This window comes from Priestia abyssalis (genome assembly GCF_002019595.1).
Taxonomy (GTDB): domain Bacteria; phylum Bacillota; class Bacilli; order Bacillales; family Bacillaceae_H; genus Bacillus_BA; species Bacillus_BA abyssalis.
In genome coordinates this window covers 1,625,364-1,642,102 of the sequence record NZ_KV917369.1, presented here as the reverse complement: position 1 = coordinate 1,642,102, position 16,739 = coordinate 1,625,364, and the positions used below count along the sequence as shown (strand labels likewise).

Sequence of the window (16,739 nt, the reverse complement as noted above, 5' to 3'; positions counted from 1 at the left end):
ACCATTTTTTTATACATCGTTAATAAATCAATGTTTTCCGCTTCTGAAGAAACCTAGCAGCTGTATAAAAAAGTGGGGTTTTATGCAATGTATCGTTGAACTAAACTCTCTTTGTTTAAGTGCCACCTTTCACAAACTCTGTATACTAATGTTAATAAAAATAACGAAAATGCCACAAATCTCCTAACTAATAAGAAGGTTTGTGGCATTTTCATATAATCCAGCTCATTCTTATCTGATTATATAAACTAGAGTGGCGTCTGATGGTAGAATAATCAAACTGGTGCTAAAATGTCTTTTATAGCTAACACTCCAAATTAATTTAAAGTTTTTATCGTGATTTTATACGATGATAGGTCTACTTTTTTTCAAACTCATTCTCATCGTTTACATCATCAGTTTTGTCATTACCTGAGCGATTTTCAGGTAAGACTGCAACAGCACCTTGATTTATATAACCATTGGACCTGGATGCATATGACTTTAACAATTCTGCTACATCAATACCCGTCATTTCTTTTAAAGGTTCTTGCATTTCAAGCATCGTTTTAGTGATACTCTTTCCGAAAGAAGGGACACCCTGGCCGTTACCGGAATCAATAATCTTAACCGATTCAATATTGTTAAGCGGCTGAGCAATTTTTTCAGCAAATATAGGGAGCATTTCAATTAATTTTTCAGTGATAATGACTTCACCATGTTTTTCCATCGCTTCAGCTAACAGCTTACGAGCCTCCGCTTCCGCTTTACCGCGTTCACGGATAACGTCTGCTTCGGCAGAACCTTCCTCCCTGCGAATCTTCGCTTTCGCTTCCCCGTCAATCTCAGCTTTACGGGCTTCCGCTTCCGCTTTACGAGTTGTTTCATAGTATTCTGCATCGGCTTTTGTTTTGCGAACTTTGCTTTCCTCTTCCTCCAGCTTAACGGCACGTTCACGTTCCAGGAATTTAAGTGTTAATTCCTCTTCTTTTACTTCTTTTGCCAGTTTAGCTTTTTCTAATTCGTAGGACTGTTCTGATTTTGCACGAGCACGTTCGGTTTCCTCTTTGAAGGCTGCGTCTTTAATGTCCTTCTCTTTTTTAGATTCTGCAATCGCAATTTGGCGTTTGTATTCTTCTTCTTTCGCCTCTTGATCCGTTTGTGCTCTATGGATACGAGTCTCACGCTCACTATTTGCTTCAGCAATTTCTGCTAGTTTACGAACCTCCGCAATTCGTGGCCTTCCCAAGTTTTTTAAATAGCCATTCTCCTCGTCCGCGTCACGTAAGTCTGTAAGACCTAATGACGTAATTTTAAAGCCCATTAAGTCGAGCTGCTTTTGGGCAACTTCAGATACATCTTGATTAAACTCCTCTCGATTACTATTAATATCTTCTACCGTCATTTTCGAAAGAATGGCACGTAGATTGCTTCCCAGTACCTCAATGATTTCAGCTTCAATCTCTTCTTGTTTCTTACCTAAAAACTGTTCTGCATAGTTAGCGATTCCATTTAACGTATCTGCGACCTTAACCATCGCTACTGCATCAGCAATAATGGGTACGCCGCCATTTGTATAGACTCTTGGCGTTGATAGCTTTAATTGAAACGATGTAAGGTTAACAGGTGTTGATGTTTGGAAGCGTCTTAGACGGTATCCGCCACCTCTAATAATCTTCATTGAGCGTCCTTCTTGATCTGTGAAGATATTCGTTTCCTTTTCAGGATCACCCAGCTTCGGTCCTGTAATAATTAAAGCTTGATTGGACTTTGCTGTTCGATAACGATGTCTTACCCAAAAGAAATATCCTGCACCTCCAAGAGCAGCTATTATCAACACTGGAGTTAAGACCATAAGTACTCCAATAAAATCAAACATTCTCGCTTCCCCCTTCTGAGATCATTATTTGATTAAGCCCTACACATACGAGGGATTTAATATAAAGCCTTCGTATATTTTCAACTGCTTAAAAAGCAAATCATTAAGTTATTACTTTGTACAAAGCTCTTTCAAACCATGGCTAAAAATATGAACTCCACTGCTGATCAACTTATATATTATTACGGATCAAATAATGAAAGGTTTCAAGATTTAGAATATTCACTATAATTGAACGGTGGTGTTTGTTCCTTAACAGAGCCTTTATACAAAACCCTTGAGCTTTTTTCTTTGGTTTTATTCCCACTTAAATCATAGTGATTTGGGAAATACTACAACTGGAGGTGAAGAAAATGGGCAATCAAAATAAAGGAGCTATTCAAGGTCAAAAAAATCCAAGTGTTAACCCGCAAGGCCATGGAAAAGATGTTGAATTCTCGACCGAACCGAAAAGCGAGCTTGAAAATAGAGCCAAAAAGTCGAACACCAAAATTTAATATAAAAAAACACCAGAGGGCTTTCGCTGTCCCTCTGGTGTTTTCACTTTTTAGCTTTAATTTTAATGGAACCGTTTGTTTGGTTCCGGGTAGCTATTATTCAAATACAGTCACATAATAATGCCAAACACCATCTTTTTGTTCTTTTCCGATTTTCTTTTTCGTTTCCAGCCAATCCAGCTGACCGATGATTTCCGACATAACCAATGAGAACTGAGTTTCATATTTGTCTCTGTAATAAACTTGAGCCAACTGAGCAGCCGTTGACATCCCGCTGTCTATCAACTCTAATAATCTTTCTGATTTTTGCTGAATTTTTTCCAGCCTGTGATGGATCAACTGCCGATGATTGTGAATGAAACTGCCATGCCCAGAGAAGATGGTTTCAAGATCAAGTCCGATGCATTTTTCAAGTGAGCGTATGTATTCTACCAGCGTCAAAATCCGCTTTCCTTCTTGGTCAGGTTCTACGATGGCATTACTCGATATGTGTCCGATCAGATGATCACCGCCAAAAAGCTGCCGTCTTTCTGCATCAAGAAAAACAAGATGGTCAGGGGAATGGCCCGGTGTTTCAATCACTTGTAGACCAACAATCGTATCGGATTCGGCCAGTGAAATAATCTCCGATTTAATTTTATCTTTCTCGTTTTTCTTCACGGCTGCTTTCAGCTTTTCAACTTGCTTCTCCCCTGCAGCCCCGCACCCCATTTCCTGATACAGCTTGCGGAAAAACTCTACCCTTAACGCAAAAAAATCCTTATCCCTTTTCAAGCGGTGAATGGCTTCGGTATGGGCATAAACCGGAACCTCTTTTACAGACAAAATCCGATTGACCAATCCGATATGGTCCTCATGGTTATGGGTCAAGATAATGCGGTCCAAATCATGAAGAGCAAACCCGGTTTCCGCCATCGTATTCATGAAAACATCCCAACATTCTGCTGTATTCACACCGGCATCTATGAGGGACAAAGACCCATTGTCCTCTCTCAAATAAAAGTTAAATGTTTTTAATCCATGCTTTGCGGGAACTTTGATCGGATAAACGGAACAGTTTTCTTTTGTGATTATCAATAAATCCACCCCCTATTGTCCTATCTTGTCTAATCAAGACTTTTATCTTCTTAATTATAACACCTTGTTTTTAGAAAATAGGGAGAATAGAACTTTATATATTGATTTAAAAATTTAAAAGTTCATTGCATACTACTTAGTTGCTCCAATATTATTTAAAGGCCATATGCGAAATTCTACTTTACCAACTACAGATTCGATAGGGATTAACCCAAAATATCGGCTGTCTTTACTAATCAGACGGTTGTCTCCCAATACAAATAGATAACCCTCCGGTACTGTCTTCTCATTTGTAAGTTCTATTAAGGTGAAATCTTCTGTCAGTCTCTGATTAGGAATAAGCTTCTCTTTATGCGTTTTTAGATAAGGCTCATTACGGACTTCACCATTCACATATAAGGTGTCATTTTTCATTTCAAGCGTATCACCCGGTAAACCTATTACTCTCTTTACATAATTTTCATCTGCATCTGGTGCCCTAAACATCACCTGATCAAATCGCTGAATTTCACTTATTTTGCTTACAATCATTCGGTCGCCATCTTCAAGACTAGGCATCATTGACGCACCTTCAACTTCAGAGGGAACAAATATAAATTGCTTACAAATAAAAGTAATAACAAGACCAAACGCCAAAGCTTTAATCCAGCCAAGAACTTCTCTTTTAATGATAGTATTCATTTCTTTCCCACCTCCTTTTTAATCCTTATACAATTATATATACCATTGGTTATATATTCCAATATTATCTTTCGCTAATGTTTATATGAACTCTTTCCGTTTAATGTACGCACAAGACCACTGTCTAAGAAAGTGGGGCGGCTGCTTCTAATATCTATCACCGATCCCAACAACAGTAGCGGCCGGTCATCGCCTGAATATCAGGCACACTAAAAAACTCCTCTTGTATTGCAACAAGAGGAGTTCACATAAGAAATAATTCAATTAAAGCTCACATGTCGTTTCAATCTCATGGATGAGCGATTTCAATAAAGACACCGATTCACTGAGCGCCAATGAATAGTAGCGCTGTGTTCCCTTTTGCTCAATTGTGACGAGTTTGTTATCCCGCAGCACTTTTAAATGATGGGAAATCGCCGGTCTTGATAAATGAGATTGTTCGGCAATTTCCGTCACCGTTAATGCCTCATGTTCTCCCAATAATAAAATGATATCCTGCCTTGCCGAATCTCCGAGCGCCTGAAAGATGGGCGTACATGCGCGGAAAATATCTAATACCGTTTGAGACATTGATTTCTTCCTCTCTATACGTTCAGTTTATCTTATACCCACATTGTACAGTACCTTGAAAATTTTTCAATGTTCTACTTTTCTCTCTCCTGTACATTACGGACAACGGATGTGACCACTTTTCGCGGCATGAACCTTACAGAATGAGCTAACAGCTTGTTTTGAGCACCGGGAATAACGACTGTTTTGCCCGAGTGGAAGCCTTTATACCCGACACTCGCCACCTCTTTTACATCCATGACCCCGCTTTTAAATAGCTTGGATTCCTGCAAATTGGCCCGATTGGAAAATCCAGTTTCCGTCGGCCCCGGACATAAAGCGGTCACGTTAATTTTCGTGTCCTTTAACTCGTTCGCCAATGCTTCTGTAAAGGACAGCACATATGCTTTCGTTGCATAATAAACGGCCATGAGCGGTCCCGGCTGGAAAGCCGCAGTGGAAGCAACGTTCAACACGCCTCCCCTATTGTTCGCTATCATACCAGGCAAAAAGCGTTTCGTTAAATGAGTTAAGCTTTTTATGTTTAAATCGATCATATTGAGCTCATCATCCAAGCTCGTGTCGGTAAATTCACCGTACAGGCCAAAGCCTGCATTATTGACAAGATAATCGACTTGAATGTTGCTTTCCTGCAAATATTCATATACCTCTTTCACGGACTCCTGCTCTGAAATATCTTTGACAATAATTATAACTTCTGCTTGATGATCTTTTTCCAGTTCTTTTTTCACTTGCTCCAATTTTGTGCTGTCTCGCGCAATTAAAACCAGTCGATAACTGTCACGAGCGAAATGAACCGCCAGTTCTTTCCCGATTCCCCCTGAAGCTCCTGTAATTAATACTGTTTTCATATATATTCTCCTTTAGCATCCAATTATATCAAATGTTTAAACACTTGAACATTTAAACTTTTAAGATGACTATAATCTATACTCCTTATCAAGTCAATAGATTCCATAAGGGAAAAGTTGCCTCACCCAACCTTTTCCCTTATGAACAACGGGTTCACGGGCGTTTTCACTGGAACTGATCTACACACATTTTTGATTCTTCCGTTCATACACCAAAAAATAATGCTCATACACATTCCGCTCGTCCTGTACTCCTTTTTTTTTCGAAACGACTACCCAGTCATCTTCATTGAAATCAGGAAAATACGTATCCCCTTCAAATGTTTCCTCAATCATCGTGACGTAGAGCCGATCTGCAATCGAAAAAGTTTGCTCAAAGATTTCTGCTCCGCCGATTACAAATAGTTCATCATCTCGCTTTTCTTCCAGCTCCTTCACTTCTGAAATCGAGTGAATGATGGTGCATCCTTCAGCGGTGTACTCCTCGTTTCTCGTGATAACAATATTTTCTCTTCCCGGCAGCGGCCTTCCAATCGATTCATACGTTTTTCTTCCCATAATGATGGGATGCCCCATTGTTAGTTCTTTAAAATATTTTAAATCAGCAGGTAAATACCAGGGCAGTTTATTGTCCTTGCCAATCACCCTGTTTTGATCCATAGCGACAAGAAATGAAATCATCTCATCCATCCTTTCATTCAACAATATGCTCGCCGTTATTATGGAATATCGGCTAAATCCTAACTATTAAGTAGAATTTAAAGCCAAACAAACGAACTTGAGAAAATGCCTCCTCTTTATCCGTAGATACCCTGTTTTAAACCTTCCCCAACATCATAAGGTATATCCTTTCAAAAAAGCATGATTGGTTTAATAGTATGAAAAAAGACGAATCATAGTGAAATGATTCGCCTTCTGTGTTAATTAAATAAGTATTGATTAAAGCGCGTTAAACGTATCTGTCAAAACAGGTACGATTTGCTTTTTGCGTGACACAACGCCTTTTAGAACGGCTGTGTTGTTTTCCAATGTCACATTGTAAGCTTTCTCCACAACGTGTGCCTTGTTTCCAAGCGCTAATGCAACAGAGTCACTATTTAAGATATCTGTTACAACTAATAAGAAAAGGTCTAGTTCCTTCTCGGCAATTACTTGAGAAAGAGCGTCTTCTAATTCTGCTTGGCGTGCCATTACATCGTTCGTGTCCACTGCGTTTACTTGAGCGATTTCAACTTTACTTCCGCCCATTTCAAATTCTTTTGCGTCAAGAGAAATAAGCTCTTTCACGGTTTTGTCGCCTAAATCCGCTCCTGCTTTCAGCATCGCCAATCCGTAGCTTTCAGCATCCACTCCTGCAATTTCAGCCAATTCACGTGCTGCTGCCACATCTTGCTCTGTGCATGTAGGAGATTTGAACAATAAGGAGTCGGAAATGATTGCTGATAACATTAAACCAGCGATTTCTTTTTCGATTGCTACTCCATTTTCTTTGTACATTTTGTTTAAAATCGTTGCTGTACATCCAACCGGCTCACAACGATAGTATAAAGGATCGCTTGTTTCGAAGTTAGCGATACGGTGGTGGTCGATAACCTCTAACACGCGTACTTCTGTAATATCCTCTGCGCTTTGCTGGCGTTCATTATGATCAACTAAAATGACGCTCTTCACTTCGCTGGCAACCTTTTCAACTAAACGAGGTGCTTTTGTTTGGAAATGATCAAGCGCATATTGAGTTTCTCCATTAACTTCACCTAAACGAATAGGCTCAACATCCATACCTAATTTTGTTTTTAAGTCAGCGTACGCAATAGCAGAACAAATTGAATCTGTGTCCGGATTTTTGTGTCCTAAAATAAATACTTTTTCCATTTCTCTACTCCTTGATCGTTTCTAGGGGTATGACGGAAATCCTTCATCCTGTTAAATGAGGAAAGTTGTCCATACCTAAAGTTTATTTTATCAGAAATCGGGTGTTTTTCACCCCCAAATATACCATTTTATTATCCTTTTTTCTATGTTTATCGTACGTTTAACGGTAACCCTTTTCCCATGGATCTTTCACAAGACGGGGACCATCCATCGTTCGAAGCAGCAGCTGGCTCTCACCGCGTGCGTATTCAATTAACGAAATCGCACCGCTCGGAGTCTCGATCTGAGCATCTACTCTCACCGGCAAAGTGCTGAATTCATGAAGAATCCGCTCGGCCTTTTCTAGAGATAAAAAACTTGGGGGACGAACGACAATATCCAAATCACTTGCAACTGTCACTGTCGCTCTCCCGCTGGCAAGTTCAAATCCGACACTTCCTCCCGGTCCCCATGGAAGCTGATAAAACTGTAAAATTTCATCAACCCGATCAAGACAGCCAAGTGCATGCACTTCATGTTGACGCGGACTTTGCCTCCACACTTTTTGTGCAACAAGGTTTTCAGGCGTGATGTGCTCTATGATCGACTCCTCCAGGATAAATGCCGCAAACCGTTCGCTCCGTGAACTCCCTCTTATGCCTACAGGTATGTTTCCATTTTTGATGGGAGCCCTTAGGACGACTGCAAACGGGGCTAAAGTTAGTGATTCATGGACCCATTTCGGCTCTGGCCGTTCTGTTATGAGACTGGAGATATTGTTAAGGTGCAATAAATCATGCGCTTTTATATCCATTGTTCCGCCATTTTTTTACGTACTTGAATAGAAGCAGCACGTCCGCCATTTTGAGCCTCAGGAGATAAAAGCCGATTACTTAAATCTCGTGAAGCGGAACGGACGCTCATAATCGCTTCAGATAATTTATCATGAATCCTGTCACAGTCCCCATCTCCAGGTGTGTCGGCATTAACCCCGTCAATCAACTCATGTAAAGCTCCAAGGGTAGCGAAAGACTGAATGTCATAAGCCATGGCCGGTACCTTTTTCGTCGCTTCTTCCAATTCCTGAATGGTACGGCGAGTAATTCTGGCAGCAGATTGCTTGGACATCGCCTGCACGTTCACATCATGATCGTTCAACGCAAGTATTCGATTCGCTTGAAGACCGTGTGATAAAAATGCCCCTGATATCGCGTTTCCAACAATAAGCGCAATGACAGGATGACCGACCAAGCGAGCAGTTGCGTAAGCATCCACCGCGGCGGCACACGCTTGATGGATACCCAGCAATTCCTCACGATATCCATATGCCTGACTTGGGACATCGACAATCGCCACAATCACGCGGCGGTCACCATCCTCGTCTTCTTCAACGGCTTCCCGGACATATTGGGCAATGGCCCATCCTTCTTCCAATCCGACCTCTCCTTGACGAGCACGAGGAAATCGGCTGGATGGATTCGGTACAACGGCGATATAACGAACACGCTCTTTTCCCAGCATCGTATCGGCACATAATACAGACAGAACCTCTCCTGCTTCTGGGCCAGATCTCCCTGTTAAAGCTTTAAACCAGGTTCTTCCTCTGCTTTCTGAGCCGCTTTCATCACTTATTAGTGCAGTTTCTGTTATTTCCACCCTATTATTTTTATCCTGTAATTGTCTCCAAATTTCTTGAAGTCCCGCTGGAGTTAGCGGCTGGGACGGATTGACTGCCTTTAAAAGAGAGCGGTAAATCTCTACTTGGGAACTGCGCGGCTTATCGTTGTTTCCTTTTTCAAAAACAACCTTAAGCGCTTCTGTAATCGCTGTTACGTCATCTTCCACGAGCTCGTCTACAAATCCCGCAGCTAAGCGCTGCGCCCCTCCGATTGTATTCCAAATAAGCTGCCGATCAGCGGAATCAAATTCTTCAATTCCTGCTTCTTGTTCAATCACCTCCGGACCGTTTAAGCCAAGACGGCCTTCACGCGTCATAATAAGGGCACTGCACAATCCGGCTGTAATGGACATCCCTCCAAAAGAGCCGATTTTTCCCGGAATGACCCCGGCGACAGGGACATATTTTCTTAACGCAACGATGGCTGCTCCAATTTCAGCAATAGAAAGTAAGCCGTAATTAGCCTCCTGGAGGCGTACCCCTCCTGTATCAAACAATAGAACAGGCCGGGTCCGAATACCGGCTTCGTTGTCACGAAGAGCCAATTCAAATGCACCAGCTATTTTGGAGCCGGCTACCTCACCGATGCCCCCTCCCTGGAAGTTTCCTTCAATGGAAACAACAACCGCAGATTGTCCTCCGATTGTCCCTCGTGCTACAATGACGCCGTCATCGCTTTGCGGGACAATGCCCTGCGGTGCCAAATGCGGTGATTCAAGCTGGTCGAACGGTCCGACGATTTCCCGAAACGTCCCCTTGTCGAGTACAGCTTTCGCTCGGCTCCGTGCATCAAGTTCAACAAAGCTTTCCTTAATAGTTTTCATCATTTTGACTCACCTCCAGCGCTTGAGCTAACCGTAATGACACCACTCCTGGTGTTGCACCAAAATCATTTACTGTTATGTTCGCAGCCACATCATGAACAGTGAAAAAACGTTCTAACACCAGCCTCCATGTCTCATTGAATCCTGTGCAGCCAGTCCTTACAATGATTTTAGCACGCGATTCTTTTGATGGTTCCATTAAAACCTCCAGATCTCCAGAGCCAACCACACCTACATGTGCACGATTATGTAACGTCTTTGTTGCCGGATATTCAAACGTTAACATTTCCAATTTCAACACCTCCGTATAATATTCTTTTTGAGTTATGTTGCTGACTTCACATATCCACCGGACACTAACTCTATAGCGGATTCCTTAGAGAGATAATCAAGAAATAAGGCCGCAGCCAGCAAATCAGCGCTTCCCCCTGGTGAGGCATTACGTGCCAACAGCTCTGCATCCAATTCTTTAATGGCGTTCCATCCTGACAGAGTAGACACTCCTCCGGCTGCCAAAACCTTCATTGCTTTTTCTTTAGCAATCGTCAGAGCTTCCAATCCTCCTCTATGCAGCACACATGTGTCATCAAGATGCGCGATAAGAGCGGCAAGGGCATCTAACCTGGCGTAAGACTCTTCCATCCCCTCATCTCGGGCACGGTACAAAGCCGGCAAGGCAATGTCTATGACATGTGGAAATCCTTGCTGTGCTTCTCCTCTTGCGCCGCTTACCTTATATCGCTGCTGTACACGGGTCCCATTTGATTTTTCTTTCGGAGCATAACGATCGGGATAACGGGCAAGCTCTCCGGCAGTAAAAGCAATTTGACATGCTGCTGTTCCAGGTGGATGAATGGCGGCACTTGCCGTCAGCAGCCCGAGTGCCCAAATGGCTCCTTTATGTGTATTGGTTCCGCCTGTCGCTGTCAGCATGATTTTTTCGCCATGACGTCCGATTTCCGCAATTTCTTCACGGAGACGCTGACTTGGTTTTCGTTCAAAAGCGGTATAGGCGATGTCAGCAAACGTTGTACGCAATGATTGTGCCGAACGAATCATAAGCTCAATAGTAAGATCGGTATGGGCTCCTGTATTTTGTTTATCGACGAGCCCCGGCTTTGGCGTGAGCTCCGCTTCCTCCATGAGCGCTGTGACAGCCAGATTGGCAAGATGCTCGCTGCATTCCATGGCGTTGTTCCAAACCATTTGTTTTCCCCCTTTTTACCAGCTGCGAAATTTAGCCGGCGGTTCATATAACCCTTCAGACCAATCCACAAGTTCCTCTACGCTTTTGGCTGCGAGCAGCGATCTTTTCGCATCTGTACGCCGTATGCCTAAGTCCTCTGGCAGAGCGATTAATCCATCTCTTCTCAATTGATCTGTACGTTTTGGGTTGTGCTCCAGCCCGATCGGCGTTACCCCAGCAATGGCCGCGATTGCTTGACGGCGTTCTTCCAGGCTGTTTGCTTTATACAAATACGCAATGCCCTCCTCCGTTACGACATGCGTTACATCGTCCCCATAAATCATGACTGGTGTTGTCGCCAAGTTCGCATCCCGGCCTACTTGAACGGCATCAAGCGATTCAACGAATACAGGGCTGTTACCTGTTTGATACGTTTCTACCATCTGAACAACAAGCTTTCTCCCCCTGGCAAGAGGGTTATCGGACGTGATCATGCTCAGCCAGGCCGGGGTGGAGTGGCGTCGTCCGCGAGGGTCATGTCCCATATTCGGCGCTCCGCCGAATCCCGCCAGTCTTCCCGCTGTCACAGTGGATGAGTTTCCATCCCGATCCATCTGAAGAGTGGAGCCGACAAAAAGGTCTACAGCATACTGGCCCGCCACTTGTGACAGGGCACGGTTGGAACGCAAGCTGCCGTCTCTTCCAGTAAAGAAAACATCCGGCCGCGCTTCAATATATTTTTCCATCCCCACTTCTCCGCCAAAACAATGGATGCTTTCTACCCAGCCATTTTCGATAGCCGGTATGAGAGTCGGATGAGGATTCAGAGCCCAGTGTTTGCAAATTTTCCCCTTTAATCCCAGCGATTCTCCATATGTCGGAAGCAATAATTCAATGGCCGCTGTATTAAAGCCAATGCCGTGATTTAAAGATTGGACGTTATGACGCTCATAAACGCCTCGAATCGTCATCATGGCCATGAGGATTTGAAGTTCTGAAATATGTCTAGGATCTCTTGTGAATAAGGGCTCCAACTGATACGGCTTGTCAGCAACCACTACGAAATCCACCCACGAACCTGGAATGTCCACTCGAGGCAGCTCGTCTGTCAGCTCATTGACCTGAGCAATGACAATTCCATCGCGAAATGCTGCCGCTTCAACAAGCGTAGGCGTTTCTTCCGTATTAGGACCTGTATACAGATTTCCGTTTTCATCCGCTTTATCCGCTGCCACTAAAGCAACAGATGGAATTAAATCGATAAAGAGCCTTCCGTATAATTCAAGATATGTGTGAATTTCCCCCATCGTAATCTTTCCATCTTCCAGCATTTGAGCAATACGAAGGCTTTGAGGACCAGCGTAGGAAAAGTCGATTTTTTGAGCGATACCCTTCTCAAAAATATCGAGATGCTCCGGTCTTGAAATGCTCGACATGATCATATGCAAATGGTTCACTTTACTTGGATTAACCTGTGTTAAAGCTTTTGAGAGAAACGAGGCTTGTTTCTGGTTATTTCCTTCGAGTACCACCCGATCTCCCGGTGCAATAAGCCCTTCCAGCGCTTCTACAATTTTGTCGGTCGGTATCACCCGTCCCTTCACAATTTTCTCGACTTTGGCAAGCCGCTTTGCTTTTGCATCCCGTCTTGTCGTCCATGAACGTGCCTGGTTAGAACTTACATTTAATGAATTCATATTCATTCTCCCTTCCCCTCTTTTTTCAAGAACTAATATGCGTTTATGAGTTATATGGATTTAACACGATTTGCTAGAATACAAGTCGTTTTGATTCCGCTGTCTGATACGGAAACGGCGCGTGCAGCTGGAAAAGCATTTTTAGCAAGGTCCGTCAAAACATGTCCAGGCGGCATTTCGATGAATAATCGCGCTCCTAATTCATAAAACAAGGATGTCGCTTCATGCCAGCGAACCGGATGGGAAACGCTTAGAGCTAAATCTTCTTTGATGGCTTCCGAATCGTATAACGCACGAGCAGTACGGTTTCCGGCATATGGGATTTCAGGAGTACGAAAGGTGATTTTTTGAAGTGCCGAAGCAAGTTGTGAAGAGACAGATTGAAGTAAGGCACAATGGGAAGGGACACTGACGTTTAAAAGTTCTGCCTTTCGTGCCCCTTCCTTTTGGGTTATTGCAAGAATCCTTTTAATCCCGGCAATTGATCCGGCAATCGTCATTTGATCAGGAGAATTTTTATTTGCAATAAACATGGTTTCCCCATCTTTAGAAGCGCTTTCAATAATATTCAAAAGCTTTCTTTCCTGAATACCGATTACTACCCCCATCCCATGCCCATGCGGATAGGCTTGTTCCATCAATTCACCGCGCAATTTCACCAAGGCTACCGCATCGCGAAAATCTAATGCATTAGCGGTGACGGCGGCCCCAAAAGCCCCTACGGAATGACCCGCTGCCATATGAGCCTTCACACCTTCAGCCTTTAATACGCGAGCGGCAGCCACACCCGCTGTAAGCAGTGCAACTTGAACCGCCACAGTGGATTTCAGCGCCCTATCCGTATCCCATAACAAAATATTTTCGTTTAACACTTCACTTGCTTCATGAAGAGTCTTCATCACGGCCGAATGATCGGGTAAGGTATGGAGCATATTCGGCTGCTGAGAACCTTGGCCGGGGAATAAAAAAGCAATGCTCATAGAATTTCTCCCCTTTCTTTCAATCTAGTAAAAGCAACCATCATTTTAGTCGTCAGTCGACTGAATTTATTCCCTGCAAGCTAATACTCAAAAACTAAGAGTCTTAACTTGCATTTTTAAAAAATTGGGGGAAAAACTTCTTCAAAATAATTAAAGATTTCTCTCTTTCTTTAAGCGCTTTTGAATGCTTGTGATAACGTCATGATTATGTTTATTCAATATATCAGCAGCTTCCGTCACGTTCCCGCTTCGCAGCAATTGGACAATGACCGAATGTTCCGCCACTGATTTTTCAATGTTTCCTTCATGTGCAAAGGAAATGCTTTGAATCGTTAAAAGCGGCAGCTCCAATCGGGAATACATATTTTTAATGACGTCACTCCTGCTCATTTGGATCAGGCACATATGAAACGAGTGATTCAATTGAGTGTAGTTGCTCACACCTTTCTCCTCTTTCATCTCTTTTAAAATGTTGACCATTTGAGCAACAATCTCAGACTGTACCCCGTTTTCTGCAATTCGTTTCATCGCCATGGATTCCAACATGGTACGGATTTCGAGCAAGTCGTATATTTCTGTTTCGGTGTATCCTTTTACGACAGCACCTTTTCTTGGAATTCTTTCAACAAGCCCTTCAAGAGTCAGTAAAAAAAGCGCTTCTCTAACCGGAGCCCTGCTCGTTCCGTATTCTTCCGCGTATGTATTTTCAATCAGTTTTTCCCCGGGCTTCAATTCGCCGGTGATGATTTGTTCTGTAATATGTTCTGCGATTCGATTAGATAATGCGTTCTTGCTAAAATCCAGCGTGTTCATTGAAAGACCTCCTCTTCTTTGAAAGAAACAATTCAAGATTGTCGACTGTCGATTAAATTATACAACCTCATTTAATAATATTCAATATTTTTAGAAAATTTAAAAAAGTAATTGATTTTTTTAAAACAAGAATTTATGATGGAGCTTAGGTAGATTGTCGACAGTATATTGACGTCTATGTTGAAAGCGCTTCCTAAAAATGAGTACTAAAGGGGGGGATTCCATAAATCAGTTTCTTTAACTTTATAAAGAAACTCTCATTGCTTCATGAATAGCCAACTAAGTGAGAACAAGCTGTACAATCATATGTTAGTCTTGTCTTTTTTGTATGTTGACATCTCAGTGTAGACGATTCTGCTTTTGTTAAATTCTATAACGGAATGACGAGAGAATCAATTTTTAATAGAGAGGTGTATAAAGTTGGTCATTTATGGAGTTTCTTTATTGTCCATTTGTATGTTGGTCGGAATTTTCTTTGGAGATTTGCTGGGTAAACTGATTGGGGTTGATTCAAATGTCGGCGGCGTGGGAATCGGGATGCTGATGCTCGTATTGTTGGTCGACTATTTAAAGAAGAAAAACAAGTTAAACGCGACTTCACAAGAAGGATTGGCTTTTTGGAGCTCCATGTATATTCCAATCGTAGTGGCCATGGCGGCCCAACAAAATGTAGTAGCCGCTGTCAAGGGAGGCCCTGTCGCTATCTTAGCTGGGATTGGTGCCGTTCTGATTGGCTGGGTCCTTGTCCCTGTGTTAAGCAATATTGGGAAAGAAAAAGCAAACACCTACAAAAGCGAAACGGTTGGAGGTGAACAGCTATGATGGAAATGATGGCTGCTATCCTCGAAAAAAACGGCCTCATTATGTCCTTTGCCTTAATCGGGATCATCATGTATATTTCTTATATCATATCGGATAAGCTTACCAAGGGAAGGATACACGGATCAGCCATTGCTCTTATTGTCGGACTAGTATTAGCCTACTTGGGGGGCATAAACTCCGGTGGTGAGAAAGGCCTCGCCGACATAAGCGTGTTTGCCGGTCTCGGCATAATGGGCGGCGGGATGCTTCGTGATTTCGCCATTGTTGCTACGGCTTTCGGCGTTAGTTTTGACGAAGTAAAGAAATCGGGCATCAGTGGTGTCGCCTCCCTTTTCATAGGTGTCTTTGCCTCCTTCATCGTCGGTGTTATAGTAGCACTGGCATTCGGATACACCGATGCCGTAAGCTTAACCACAATTGGTGCAGGAGCGGTTACTTACATTGTCGGTCCCGTAACTGGAGCAGCGATTGGAGCCAGTTCCGATGTCATTGCTTTGAGCATTGCTGCTGGATTAATTAAGTCCATTTTAACAATGATCGGAACACCGTTTGTCGCTAAATATATAGGGCTTAACAATCCCCGATCAGCAATCGTTTACGGAGGATTGATGGGTACGACAAGCGGTGTTGCAGGCGGTTTGGCGGCAACAGATCCAAAGCTCGTGCCTTATGGGGCGATGACGGCCACATTCTATACAGGTCTCGGCTGTCTCTTAGTTCCATCTGTTTTATTTTTGATCACAAAATCTATATTTGGATAATTGCCTCCATTTATCATAATACTTATCGGGCACTCAAGCCCAATACCTTCGAATGTCATACTCATCTTTCAAAAAGGCAGAAATCATGATTTGATTTCTGCCTTTTTATTAACTTATGTAGACATTTTTTCATAAAGTAAGAGTAAGGCTTTCAGTCTACGGGATAAAGAAAATTTCACCAATCTGGATTTATACTGCACATTGAAGCGGCATAAAGTCAGATTTTAGGACAAGCTACAAAAAGGGAGGTATTTCACATATGAAAGGGTGATTATGTTGAAAGAGAAAAATCAACAGGAGTACAGCGATTTTGCAGCTGTCGAAAAAAGCCATGAATACGTCATTCCCGAGGAGTTTCCAGACGGACCGTTCGGTTCACCCGTTAATCGGGAACTCGGAAAATCCACACCTTGGGAAGAAGGTCAAAGAACGTACAGCGCGTTTAATTACGAATACAAAAACTTGCACGAAGAAACACAGCGGCTCGACCCGGGCTCCCATCCGCCCCATGATAACCCCGATGCGCATGAAATGAATGCGGAATAGGAAAAGCGGAGGCGACTGTTCAATCTTGAGAGACATTGGCAATTCTG

General features: G+C 42.9%; 18 protein-coding genes. 4 read left to right on the top strand and 14 right to left on the bottom strand.

From position 1 onward, the window contains the following. Positions 1-358 precede the first annotated feature (358 nt). Positions 359-1,858, bottom strand: coding sequence for a flotillin family protein (locus tag BK575_RS07640; protein ID WP_078409849.1), 1,500 nt, complete (start codon positions 1,856-1,858; stop codon positions 359-361). 353 nt (positions 1,859-2,211) lie between these two features. Here BK575_RS07640 and sspL point away from each other — a divergent pair, with 353 nt between their 5' ends. Continuing rightward, positions 2,212-2,355, top strand: a complete 144-nt coding sequence (sspL, locus tag BK575_RS07635; RefSeq protein WP_078409848.1) for a small, acid-soluble spore protein L — start codon at positions 2,212-2,214, stop codon at positions 2,353-2,355. 96 nt (positions 2,356-2,451) lie between these two features. On the opposite strand, the gene BK575_RS07630 is transcribed toward sspL, so the two are convergent. From BK575_RS07630 to BK575_RS07570, 13 genes are all read right to left on the bottom strand, one after another. Continuing rightward, on the bottom strand, positions 2,452-3,432 hold the full coding sequence (locus BK575_RS07630) for an MBL fold metallo-hydrolase (RefSeq protein ID WP_078409847.1): 981 nt from the start codon (positions 3,430-3,432) through the stop codon (positions 2,452-2,454). 132 nt (positions 3,433-3,564) lie between these two features. After that, positions 3,565-4,113, bottom strand: coding sequence for a signal peptidase I (lepB, locus tag BK575_RS07625; RefSeq protein ID WP_078409846.1), 549 nt, complete (start codon positions 4,111-4,113; stop codon positions 3,565-3,567). 264 nt (positions 4,114-4,377) lie between these two features. Further along, positions 4,378-4,683 carry an ArsR/SmtB family transcription factor gene (locus tag BK575_RS07620; RefSeq protein WP_078409845.1) on the bottom strand — a complete coding sequence of 102 codons (306 nt, stop codon included), beginning with the start codon at positions 4,681-4,683 and terminating at the stop codon, positions 4,378-4,380. Positions 4,684-4,757: 74 nt separating this feature from the next. After that, positions 4,758-5,534, bottom strand: coding sequence for an SDR family NAD(P)-dependent oxidoreductase (locus tag BK575_RS07615; RefSeq protein ID WP_078409844.1), 777 nt, complete (start codon positions 5,532-5,534; stop codon positions 4,758-4,760). A gap of 180 nt (positions 5,535-5,714) precedes the next feature. After that, positions 5,715-6,215, bottom strand: a complete 501-nt coding sequence (locus BK575_RS07610; RefSeq protein ID WP_078409843.1) for a dihydrofolate reductase — start codon at positions 6,213-6,215, stop codon at positions 5,715-5,717. A 258-nt stretch (positions 6,216-6,473) separates the two neighbouring features. Then, positions 6,474-7,406, bottom strand: a complete 933-nt coding sequence (locus BK575_RS07605; protein WP_078409842.1) for a manganese-dependent inorganic pyrophosphatase — start codon at positions 7,404-7,406, stop codon at positions 6,474-6,476. Between the two features lie 160 nt (positions 7,407-7,566). Then, the gene (locus BK575_RS07600; RefSeq protein ID WP_078409841.1) at positions 7,567-8,199 is read right to left on the bottom strand and encodes a malonate decarboxylase holo-ACP synthase; all 633 of its coding nucleotides are present in this window, start codon (positions 8,197-8,199) and stop codon (positions 7,567-7,569) included. Continuing rightward, positions 8,190-9,887: a biotin-independent malonate decarboxylase subunit beta gene (gene mdcD / locus BK575_RS07595; protein ID WP_078414697.1), complete on the bottom strand. Its 1,698-nt coding sequence runs from the start codon at positions 9,885-9,887 to the stop codon at positions 8,190-8,192. Before mdcD ends, BK575_RS07600 begins: the two co-directional genes overlap by 10 nt. Next, positions 9,874-10,179 carry a malonate decarboxylase subunit delta gene (locus tag BK575_RS07590; protein WP_078409840.1) on the bottom strand — a complete coding sequence of 102 codons (306 nt, stop codon included), beginning with the start codon at positions 10,177-10,179 and terminating at the stop codon, positions 9,874-9,876. The genes mdcD and BK575_RS07590 overlap by 14 nt, the downstream gene beginning before the upstream one ends. A gap of 32 nt (positions 10,180-10,211) precedes the next feature. Then, on the bottom strand, positions 10,212-11,093 hold the full coding sequence (locus tag BK575_RS07585) for a triphosphoribosyl-dephospho-CoA synthase (protein ID WP_078409839.1): 882 nt from the start codon (positions 11,091-11,093) through the stop codon (positions 10,212-10,214). A gap of 15 nt (positions 11,094-11,108) precedes the next feature. Next, positions 11,109-12,770 (bottom strand): malonate decarboxylase subunit alpha, encoded by a 1,662-nt coding sequence (mdcA, locus tag BK575_RS07580; protein WP_204524896.1) that lies wholly within the window; start codon positions 12,768-12,770, stop codon positions 11,109-11,111. Positions 12,771-12,820: 50 nt separating this feature from the next. Further along, positions 12,821-13,750 carry a malonate decarboxylase subunit epsilon gene (gene mdcH, locus BK575_RS07575; protein ID WP_078409837.1) on the bottom strand — a complete coding sequence of 310 codons (930 nt, stop codon included), beginning with the start codon at positions 13,748-13,750 and terminating at the stop codon, positions 12,821-12,823. Positions 13,751-13,900: 150 nt separating this feature from the next. Then, on the bottom strand, positions 13,901-14,563 hold the full coding sequence (locus tag BK575_RS07570) for a GntR family transcriptional regulator (RefSeq protein ID WP_078409836.1): 663 nt from the start codon (positions 14,561-14,563) through the stop codon (positions 13,901-13,903). A gap of 420 nt (positions 14,564-14,983) precedes the next feature. Here BK575_RS07570 and madL point away from each other — a divergent pair, with 420 nt between their 5' ends. The 3 genes from madL (at position 14,984) to BK575_RS07555 (ending at position 16,692) form a co-directional block, all read left to right on the top strand. After that, entirely contained in the window at positions 14,984-15,385 is a 402-nt protein-coding gene (madL, locus tag BK575_RS07565; RefSeq protein WP_078409835.1) for a malonate transporter subunit MadL, read from the top strand. Beyond that, entirely contained in the window at positions 15,382-16,146 is a 765-nt protein-coding gene (gene madM, locus BK575_RS07560) for a malonate transporter subunit MadM (protein WP_078409834.1), read from the top strand. Before madL ends, madM begins: the two co-directional genes overlap by 4 nt. A 276-nt stretch (positions 16,147-16,422) precedes the next feature. After that, the gene (locus BK575_RS07555; RefSeq protein ID WP_078414696.1) at positions 16,423-16,692 is read left to right on the top strand and encodes a hypothetical protein; all 270 of its coding nucleotides are present in this window, start codon (positions 16,423-16,425) and stop codon (positions 16,690-16,692) included. Positions 16,693-16,739: the final 47 nt, after the last annotated feature.

Bases quoted from the DNA above. Each gene is read 5' to 3' on its own strand.
- BK575_RS07640 (WP_078409849.1), bottom strand. From the start codon at position 1,858: ATGTTTGATTTTATTGGAGTACTTATGGTCTTAACTCCAGTGTTGATA.
- sspL (WP_078409848.1), top strand. From the start codon at position 2,212: ATGGGCAATCAAAATAAAGGAGCTATTCAAGGTCAAAAAAATCCAAGT.
- lepB (WP_078409846.1), bottom strand. From the start codon at position 4,113: ATGAATACTATCATTAAAAGAGAAGTTCTTGGCTGGATTAAAGCTTTG.
- BK575_RS07620 (WP_078409845.1), bottom strand. From the start codon at position 4,683: ATGTCTCAAACGGTATTAGATATTTTCCGCGCATGTACGCCCATCTTT.
- BK575_RS07615 (WP_078409844.1), bottom strand. From the start codon at position 5,534: ATGAAAACAGTATTAATTACAGGAGCTTCAGGGGGAATCGGGAAAGAA.
- BK575_RS07610 (WP_078409843.1), bottom strand. From the start codon at position 6,215: ATGATTTCATTTCTTGTCGCTATGGATCAAAACAGGGTGATTGGCAAG.
- BK575_RS07605 (WP_078409842.1), bottom strand. From the start codon at position 7,406: ATGGAAAAAGTATTTATTTTAGGACACAAAAATCCGGACACAGATTCA.
- BK575_RS07600 (WP_078409841.1), bottom strand. From the start codon at position 8,199: ATGGATATAAAAGCGCATGATTTATTGCACCTTAACAATATCTCCAGT.
- mdcD (WP_078414697.1), bottom strand. From the start codon at position 9,887: ATGAAAACTATTAAGGAAAGCTTTGTTGAACTTGATGCACGGAGCCGA.
- BK575_RS07585 (WP_078409839.1), bottom strand. From the start codon at position 11,093: ATGGTTTGGAACAACGCCATGGAATGCAGCGAGCATCTTGCCAATCTG.
- mdcA (WP_204524896.1), bottom strand. From the start codon at position 12,770: ATGAATTCATTAAATGTAAGTTCTAACCAGGCACGTTCATGGACGACA.
- mdcH (WP_078409837.1), bottom strand. From the start codon at position 13,750: ATGAGCATTGCTTTTTTATTCCCCGGCCAAGGTTCTCAGCAGCCGAAT.
- BK575_RS07570 (WP_078409836.1), bottom strand. From the start codon at position 14,563: ATGAACACGCTGGATTTTAGCAAGAACGCATTATCTAATCGAATCGCA.
- madM (WP_078409834.1), top strand. From the start codon at position 15,382: ATGATGGAAATGATGGCTGCTATCCTCGAAAAAAACGGCCTCATTATG.